At 40.8% G+C, this 8,605-nt stretch carries 7 protein-coding genes and 1 other annotated feature; of the genes, 1 reads left to right on the forward strand and 6 read right to left on the reverse strand.

Going from position 1 to position 8,605, the window contains the following annotated elements; genetic code table 11:
• The first annotated feature begins 25 nt into the window (after positions 1-25).
• Entirely contained in the window at positions 26-1,846 is a 1,821-nt protein-coding gene (locus tag KKF75_02035) for a phosphotransferase (GenBank protein ID MBU4380975.1), read from the forward strand.
• Here the strand turns inward: KKF75_02035 and KKF75_02040 are convergent.
• The 6 genes from KKF75_02040 to KKF75_02065 form a co-directional block, all read right to left on the reverse strand.
• Complete coding sequence (locus KKF75_02040; protein ID MBU4380976.1) at positions 1,803-3,242, reverse strand: glycogen synthase; 1,440 nt, start codon at positions 3,240-3,242, stop codon at positions 1,803-1,805. The genes KKF75_02035 and KKF75_02040 overlap by 44 nt on opposite strands.
• Positions 3,243-3,284: 42 nt before the next feature.
• Positions 3,285-3,695, reverse strand: a complete 411-nt coding sequence (gene rplL / locus KKF75_02045) for a 50S ribosomal protein L7/L12 (GenBank protein ID MBU4380977.1) — start codon at positions 3,693-3,695, stop codon at positions 3,285-3,287.
• 30 nt (positions 3,696-3,725) lie between these two features.
• The gene (gene rplJ, locus KKF75_02050) at positions 3,726-4,241 is read right to left on the reverse strand and encodes a 50S ribosomal protein L10 (GenBank protein ID MBU4380978.1); all 516 of its coding nucleotides are present in this window, start codon (positions 4,239-4,241) and stop codon (positions 3,726-3,728) included.
• 20 nt (positions 4,242-4,261) lie between these two features.
• Positions 4,262-4,403 (reverse strand) — a sequence feature (ribosomal protein L10 leader region).
• Between the two features lie 413 nt (positions 4,404-4,816).
• Positions 4,817-6,010 (reverse strand): VWA domain-containing protein, encoded by a 1,194-nt coding sequence (locus tag KKF75_02055; protein ID MBU4380979.1) that lies wholly within the window; start codon positions 6,008-6,010, stop codon positions 4,817-4,819.
• A 6-nt stretch (positions 6,011-6,016) separates the two neighbouring features.
• Complete coding sequence (locus tag KKF75_02060; GenBank protein ID MBU4380980.1) at positions 6,017-6,700, reverse strand: hypothetical protein; 684 nt, start codon at positions 6,698-6,700, stop codon at positions 6,017-6,019.
• Between the two features lie 2 nt (positions 6,701-6,702).
• Positions 6,703-7,461, reverse strand: coding sequence for a hypothetical protein (locus KKF75_02065; GenBank protein ID MBU4380981.1), 759 nt, complete (start codon positions 7,459-7,461; stop codon positions 6,703-6,705).
• Between the last annotated feature and the right edge of the window lie 1,144 nt (positions 7,462-8,605).

The following is an 8,605-nucleotide window of genomic DNA, read 5'->3' on the forward strand; positions in this document are numbered from 1 at the left end:
CATCTTTTCGTGATAAAATTCTCCAATGAAAACACAGCTTCCGGAGGAAATCACAACTCTTCTTAAAAAACATCACTATCAAGTAGAACAGGTTTTGCGCGTGCCAGATCGTGGGCTTATTAGGTCGTATGTGATTGTTATTGGGAGACAAACCGGAAAGAAAGAAAGCCTCGATCACTTTCGGGTGACACCCGATAAAAACAAGTATATTCTGAAATATTTTTGGCAGGGGAGCGGGGAATCCCGCAAAAGATTTTTGCGAGCGATTAAATTTTTGCTGGCTCGAGAGCGCTTTCCCAACAATATTAAATCGCATATCTTGCCAGTAATCCGTTATTCCTTTGGCGATGGCGGAGCAAAGGATACAAGACCTTGGATGGTAACAAGGCACTACGCGGGGAAACCGCTATCTAATTTTATGGTAGATTTGGGTGTGACAAAAGGTCAATTTACCATATCGGCGTTTGAGAATTTTGCTAACTTTATTACCTCGTTTCTTAATACTTCGTCAAAAGAACTCGATCTTGGGTTTTACGACATGCATCATGCGCAAGCAGAAATTGCATCTTACAAAAAAAATAATCGCGAAATATTAACGGAAATAGAATGGCAAAAATTAGAAGATTTTGTCTTTTGCAACAATAAAGTCTTTAATAATCTTTGTATTTCTCATCGCGATTTATATCCAGAAAACCTACTTTTTAGGGACAGCGATAAAGTATGTCAATTAGGCACCCATTTCAAGTTAATAGATTGGGAATATGTCTCGAAAGTCCCAGTTGGTTGGGATCCAGCTTTTTTTGGTCTGTTGTTTTGGAGAGAAAAAATCTGGACTGACAGGATATATGCGTTGTTTTATTCGCGCTATAAAGGTCGCGAATTAGATTTTAATCTCTCCTACAGATTTTGTACAGCGGTGCTGGCGCTACGCTTTTTGTATCAAATGACGGCTTTTGTTCCTAATTACAACAAATTACCCAATGCTGACCGCATCAAATTTGTTGAATTCTTAAAGGAGCGAATATTATCTGCCATCTCCGGCTCACTCCTCTGTCCTGATGAAGTAAAATTTATGATCTCGGGTAAAATAATAAGTCGCATTTTAAACCACTATAACATAGGGGAATTTAAAGGTTACGAGGTGTATCACTTAAGCAAAGGAAACACCGTTTTTAAGCTACGAACCACAATGGGATCGTTTGTCATAAGAATTTATAACAGTTCTCGGTCGCTGGTATTTGTCAAAAAAGAGTTACGATTATTCTTCAAGCTTAAATCACAGGGTATTCCGACATATGGTGTCGTAAATAATTTATGCAATAAGCCTCTTTCTGCAATAACATTATATGGCAAAAAGAGACGGGTTGTCGTGCTAACATATATTAGAGGGGGTAGTCCTACTCGTCATGAAGTACTACCCAATGTTTTACAAGAAGCAGGTGCCACGCTTAAAAAAATCCACGCTTTAAAAGTGTCACATGGTGACTTTAGCAAACGAAATGTATTATTTTATAAGGGTAAAGTATCTGGTGTCATCGATTTGGAGTATGGGCGAGAGAAAGTCAGTGCAAAAAATCTCCGCAAAGATTTAGCAAAAAGTGTGGCATTGTGGTGCATGAGCGTCACACTTTCTAAAATCAACATTAGCGAGCGAGTCGAGTTTTTCTTAAAAGGTTATTGGGAAAGTTCGTTTACGACAAACAAAGTCAAACGGTTTGTTCCTCAAATACTAAAAGCTCTCGATCATGAGGAAAAGCTTCATCACCAAATTTATGGAGAGTATGGGGGAGAGAGCTTTAAGATTATTCGTCAAGAGCTAATTGATATATGTCAGCGTACTTTTTAGCCGATTCCGCCCAGCTAAAATCCTGTTCCATGGCGTTTGTCACTAATTTACGCCATTCGTCTTTGTACGAATAGTAGTTCAGGGCTCTTTTTAAGGCATCCAAAAATTCGGAGTCGTTAAAATTTACAAAGCTAAATCCAGTTTTTCCCGACACTACGGAGTCGGCAAGTCCACCAACTTGTCGTACTAATGGAATTGTTCCATAACGCATTGCAATCATTTGTGTTAAGCCACAAGGCTCAAAGCGGGAAGGTACTAAAAATATGTCAGATCCGGCATAAATTTTATGGGCCAATTCCTCGTTATATTCTAGTAGAACCCTTGCCTCAAATAGACCTTCTTTAGCAAGTTCTGCCTCTTTTATTCTTAATTTGTTTTCCAGCGACGGGTCGCCAGTTCCTAAGACAACAAGCTGACAACCAAGCCCTAAAATCTCATCCATTAAAGAAATTATCATATCAATGCCCTTTTGGGTGGTAAGTCTAGAAACAACCGCAAGGATAGGCTTTTTTGGAGTACTGGGGAGATCTAGGGCTGTTTGAAGAGCAACCTTGCATTCCTGTTTTTTGTCCAACGATTTTAGATTAAAATTGGGCTTTATATAGGGGTCTTTTTCTGGGTTCCAAACACTACAATCTATTCCATTTAGAATGCCATAAAGGCGCCCTTCTCGAGCTTCTAGCACTTCGTGCAAACCTTCGCCAAAAATAGGAGTTAAGATTTCTCTGGCGTAAGTTGGTGAAACTGTGGTAATAAAGGTAGAGTTCAGTATTCCCTGCATGATAAAATCAAGGTTAGAGTCAAGCGCGTCCCACGAAAGAATTTTGCTTTTGTTTATATCAAGCCCCAACTTTTGCGCAACATCCACTGAACTAAAACCTTGGTTGGCTAAATTGTGAATGGTAAAAACGGTGGGAACAATATCAGCAACCAATTTTGGCACAAATCCGGTGTGCCAATCGTGACAATGGATGACATCGGGTTTAAAATCACAACCGGGTTCGTCTAAAAACACTTGGGCAAGAGCTTTGGAAAAAAAAGCAAAGCGATCAATTTCTCCTTGAGAAGTTACAAAGGCGGTAGCATCAAAATAAATCCCCCCATTGGACAAATAGGTATCGTTTTGAATTAAATAGAGAGGAATTTTGGTTTTGGGGATCACGGTTTTAAAAACATTAACCGGTTCTGCTTTCTCCCCGAACTTAACTTCTGTGTGGAGCAACCTGTTGGTAAATAAAGTGGCTTGGGAATCAATTAGCGGTTTATATGCGGGAATTACTACAGCGCAATTTATGTCAATTTGGTCAAGGGCAATGGGCAGGGAACCTACCACATCGCCGAGCCCACCAACCTTAACCACTGGCGCGCATTCCGAAGCGGCAAATAGTACATTCATTGTTCCAGTTTAAAGATAATTAGGCGATGTGTAAAGTGGTTCTTATTTTAACTCTACTTTAGCACCTGCGGCTTCGAGCTTCTTTTTAGCCTCTTCCGCAGCCTCTTTTTTAGCTTTTTCCAAAATTACTTTTGGCGCGCTTTCGACTAAGTTTTTAGCCTCAATTAATCCCAATGTCTGGTTTAATTCTCTCACAGCCTTAATCACATCAATTTTCTTTTCTCCTGTTGCGGTTAAGACCACATCAAACTCGGTTTTTTCCTCGGCTGGCGTAGCCACTTCTGTGGATACTGCTGGTTCAGCAACTGCGATGGGCGCGTTGGCTGTAATTCCAAATTTCTCTTCCATTGCTTTAACTAGGTCATTAAGTTCCAAAATAGTCATTTTTTCGACCATCTCGAGGACTTTTTCAGCGGTTGCTGTAAGCTTAGCTTCCTTTTTTTCTTCTGCCATGATTTCTCAACCCCCTTTCTTCTCTAATAATTAAACTTTTTTCTCCTTTAGCGAATTAATTGCATACAAGAATTTTCTTTGTACTCCAGCAAGCGACCCAGTAAACCCCACCAGCGGTGCGTTAAAACCACTCAATACTTGCCCCAATAACTGTTCTCGATTGGGTAATTTAGAGACCTGCTCAACTTCGGCAGTGTTTAACAGCCGGCCTTCCAAAAAAGCCTGTCTAATTTCTAGCGCTAGTCCCTCTTTTTGAGCTTTAAAAAGTTCTTTAATGGCGGTGAGGGCATCTTCAAAAGAATAGACTAGGGCTGTAGGTCCCGAAAGGGTTACGGTTGGAAGCTTTAAACCGTTGATAGCTTTTTCTATCAAGGTGTTTTTATAAACCGCGAATGTGCTATTTTTAGCAATTAAGGTGTTTTTTAGCTTGTTCAAGCTTTCGGTTGGAATGCCTTTAAAATCCGCAAAGACAACAGATTTGGCCTTTTGCAGATTATCTTTGATAATGTGTAGCTCTTTTTTCTTTTGATCTAGCGTTTTTGCCATAATGATGTAGCTTGTTAACTCGACTGATAAAAAAATCTCCCCAAAAATTACGAGGAGAATTTAAATAATCTAACAAAATTGCAGATACCTAAATTGTTTCCTCGGTACGACTTATATCACTTTGTGATGGCATACTGTCTTTGGACTAGCACAGACTAGCAAACAAACAGCGACTTGTCAAAGGCTTTTGATTTTTTGCAAAATGTTGTAATACCAGCCCCTAATTCTTCCACTTCGGGGGTGGAAGATTCCCACTGTCGAAGGCCGGTCGCGATCTCCACTTCGTGCAATAAGCCTCCGAGGGCTAAGAGCGCTTTGGTTTCTCACTTTTACGAGAAAACGGTTTGTTCCGCCTTTTCGCCAGCTGGCGAATCGCCTTCGGCGGATACGACAGTAGTGTTTCTCCGCTGTTGCAAGCGGGGCAAGTCATCCATGGGATGATAACGCATTGGTTTTCAACGCTCTTGGAATAAAAAGAAAAACTCATATAGCAAAAGGTCACAGCGTGTCGCGATCGTGAATCTTCGTGTCACATTTAGCCTCAAATAAAACGGTTTTAGAACCTATTACTAAAACTAATAGATAAAGCTCTTTTCACTGGTAGTTTGAGAACCAACAACGGTTGAAGAAATCTTTATTCTGTGTTCGCTGTTTGTCTTTGGAATATCCAATTTAAGTATAAACAGGTATTGCCCTCTCAATTGATCGTTAATCTTCTGATACATTGCGGTTAAATCCTGCGGGGTGGGAGCTTCAAAGTATTGCGCTCCAGTTCCTTCCGCAATTCTTTGCAAAATATCCGGCGTAAATTGATAACTTTTTAATCCTACAACAAATATTGGAATGTTGACCAAATTTGCTTTCTCCATAGCTTTGTCCAAGCTATAGCTTTTGGATGCGGTATCACGACCGTCCGTAAGAAGAATAACCGCCTTCCTGCCGCACCCAAGATTGTTCTCGGCTGAAAAATATACCACATCGTATAAAGCGGTATCGCTTCGCGGAACGATGTTGTTAATCAAACTCTTAACTGCCTCTTTGTCTTGCGTAAGTCTTTGTAAAAGCTCTATCTGTGTGTCAAATTGAATTAAAGCTACTTCATCTACCGGTTTTAATTTGTCAATATAATCTATCGCCGATTCCTTTGCCTTAACAATAGGATCGCCCTTCATGCTTCCTGAATGGTCCAAAACTAATGTGGTGCTCAAGGGTATGTTTTCATCTTTTACAAAAGCGAACCCAAAATTTTCAACTTTTTTTCCATCCACCGTAATTTCAAAATCGCCCTGTCTTACATCAGAAAAAGTTTCTCCGTCTTTATTCGTAATGGTGGAATAAATATTGATATTCGGAAATTCGCAAATGTCTATCTGATTAACCTGCAAAAGCATTCCCGTCAAATTTCTGGTTGACACAGCGGATTTTATTAACCCAACCTTACTGCCAAATAAAGGCGTCCCGCCAGCGGGTACTCCTCCTGTTGGAACACTGGGAACATTGGATTGTGTTCCGCTAGGGTTACTTGGGGTTTGGCTTTGGGTATTTGATGTATATGTTAATGCCGGAGTTGTTAAAACGTTCCGTTTATTGGAAGAAAAGTTATTCTTAATAACAAAAAACATTGCGCCAGTTAGAATAACAAAAAGTAGCATTCCAAAAGAACCAAACAGCAAGTATTTCGTAAGAAGACTTTTTTTATTTTGTGGGCTTTCCGAATAAGAAGATGGGTTAAGAGTATCTGGCAAGTTTGTATTGGCCGATATATCCATTGTATCTTAATTAATCACCACTCCCACAAATGGTTGCACTCCTGGTATGTTTATAGTTACGGTAGAACCAAGAGGAGGAGCGGTAAACTGCACATAAGAGGACAATCTTTGGTCTTTACGTAGCCGTCCCCCAAGAATATTCCCTGCGAGGTAATTCCCATTGGCGTCCTTTACTACATCAAATCTCATACTGGAGGATGCATCCACCAAATACGCTTCCGAAAAAGGAGTGTGCCCCTCTCTAAGAGGGTCTCTATAATATTTTGTATCTATAGAATACGGAGAGACAACATCTCCGACCAAATCATCACTAGTACCTACAAAATCAAACCGCACTGTTGTAATCCCCCCGCTCGTGCTTACGGATGTAAGAGTAGCCTGTATACCCGTCATGTTTGTTCCTACGGTTTGAAGCGGGGTTTGCGGTTGCGCGGTTGGCGTTGGCTGTGGAGCAACTTGTGTTGGCATCGTGGGCGTATTTGCGCTACTTGGGACGCTTGCAACCTGATTTGGATTATTTCCTTTTAACACTACAAAATAAAGCGCACCTGCGGCTATTACTGACAAAAGGATAAAAATGAAAACTGCCAAAACAATAATAATAACCTTATTATTAGGCGCTTTTGGCTCCGTATTTACAGGAGAAACTTGACCTATTTCCGACAAATTTTGGGCAGGAACACCTTCCATACTTATATATTTAACCTCAACAACCTAATCCTTGTCAAGCACAAAAAATATTTACACTGCGGATATAAAACCTCTATCCCTTGACATGATAAAGCTTTATCCTTTTCAGAATTACTTCCTTTATGCCCGTAAACTACTAATCCAGCAGAAGTGTCCGCTTTTGCTTGAACAATGTACCTTTTGAGAGCGTTTTGGGCGGCGTCAATCTTGCGGTTGGCGCCCGAAACCCCCGCCATAGAACCGGAAGAGTCCAAAATAAACATCACATTGGTTTTTGTTTTTGGCTGGGCATTGGCGTCGTACCCCTCGCAAGCGGCAAGCAAACACTCGTCTTGGTTGGGGTTATACCCGGTAGCCGCTTCCACAAAATCGGGAATGGAGTCGCCGTCGGTATCAACATCGTATTTGGAAAGTTGGGCTGAAGCTCTCGGAGTTGCCTGTGAATTGACAGAAGCCCCAGTGACTGAAGTTTTGGACGGCAAGTTGGTTTTTTGAGTATTTAAAAGCGAATTTGTTTTACCTGTCAAGCTGTTTTTGACAAAAGACAATCCTAAGACTGACAAGATAACAAGAACTAGTATTGCCCCAACAATAATTAAAGGCTTCTTAGGAAAAGACGGGAAGGAAATTTGGGTGGTACTTGAAACCTCTGGGTTTGCCATAGATGAGGTGTTTGGCAATTGGTTGACTTCCGCTCCGCAGGAAGGGCAGAATTTAGCTTGCGGGTTTGATATTTGAAAATTGCATTCAGGACAAAGCATATTTTTATATAATTTTACGCACCACTCCAAGTACCAAGAATTTTAATGTTTGCCAAAAACCTAGCCACCACGAGTTGTTCTTTTCGATTATAGGTAGATCCGTTGCGGTTCCCGGCTTCGGGTTCGGGTTTAGCTCAAAACAAGAAGGACGGCCGCAATGAATTACAAAACCAAGGCTTGTCGGTCTCAAGTCAAGCTCCACCCAAACCTTATTATCTTTAATATAATAATATTATAAATTATAAAAAAGCTCAATAATAAATGTGCGTTGTCCAGGACATACTATACACTTTATGAACTTCGGCTACCAGGAATATCTTAATAAGCACGAGTTTCGCTTTAAACAAATTTCAACTTGTTCAACTGTCATTCCGTGCCATGCCGGTTATAGTAAAAGGTCACAGCGTGTCACGGTCGTGAATCTTCGTGTCATATTTAGCCTCAAATAAAATACACCTGAATGCAAATACATCTGAATACATGAATACACCCGAGCTGAAGCCCGTGGAACGGCAAACGTTTTATTCCAAGAGCGTTGAAAACCGTGGGTTGTAAACCCACGGATGAAAACGCCACTGTTGCACTCGCTTAAGGCGAGTTCACGGCGGAACAAACCGTTTTCTCGTACGGAGAAACCGAGGGTTTTAACCCTCGGAGGTTTATTGTATTTTGCCCTGCCTTGCCGGCAGGCAGGTATATAAATATCCCCGTCCTTACGGTCGGGGTTTTCGCTTTCGGGTAATAAATTATCTTATTGATTCCCGCCCGAGTTTATCCCGCTCCGAGCAACGGGGCGGGAATGACAAGAAATATAAAGCGAAACTTGTAAACCATAGAATTTGTTCTTAAAAAATGGGGTACTTGACACTTGCATATTTTTATTATAAAGATTGATAAACTAAAGTTAGTAAATGGCTATTAGTAATTTCACTGATAATTATACATTAAGTTCGTATAATATGCAACAAAAGGTCGATATTATACATTCAATTCGTATAATAACGAGTTAGGCAAAATCTGCTCGCTTTGCTCGCAGGTTCCTCCTGAAGGAGGAAGATTTTGCCTAATGTGCGGCGGCTTCGCCTTGTTAGGCTTATCGCTCGCAAAGCTCGCGACATCGCCTAACTGCGGTATACGCAAAATC

Source organism: Patescibacteria group bacterium (assembly GCA_018896215.1).
In the GTDB taxonomy this organism is placed as follows: domain Bacteria; phylum Patescibacteriota; class WWE3; order 0-14-0-20-40-13; family 0-14-0-20-40-13; genus JAHINB01.

Excerpts from the sequence above, each read along its gene's own strand:
- KKF75_02060 (MBU4380980.1), bottom strand. The coding sequence starts at position 6,700 with ATGGAAGGTGTTCCTGCCCAAAATTTGTCGGAAATAGGTCAAGTTTCT.
- KKF75_02035 (MBU4380975.1), top strand. The coding sequence starts at position 26 with ATGAAAACACAGCTTCCGGAGGAAATCACAACTCTTCTTAAAAAACAT.
- KKF75_02055 (MBU4380979.1), bottom strand. The coding sequence starts at position 6,010 with ATGGATATATCGGCCAATACAAACTTGCCAGATACTCTTAACCCATCT.
- KKF75_02040 (MBU4380976.1), bottom strand. The coding sequence starts at position 3,242 with ATGAATGTACTATTTGCCGCTTCGGAATGCGCGCCAGTGGTTAAGGTT.
- rplJ (MBU4380978.1), bottom strand. The coding sequence starts at position 4,241 with ATGGCAAAAACGCTAGATCAAAAGAAAAAAGAGCTACACATTATCAAA.
- KKF75_02065 (MBU4380981.1), bottom strand. The coding sequence starts at position 7,461 with ATGCTTTGTCCTGAATGCAATTTTCAAATATCAAACCCGCAAGCTAAA.
- rplL (MBU4380977.1), bottom strand. The coding sequence starts at position 3,695 with ATGGCAGAAGAAAAAAAGGAAGCTAAGCTTACAGCAACCGCTGAAAAA.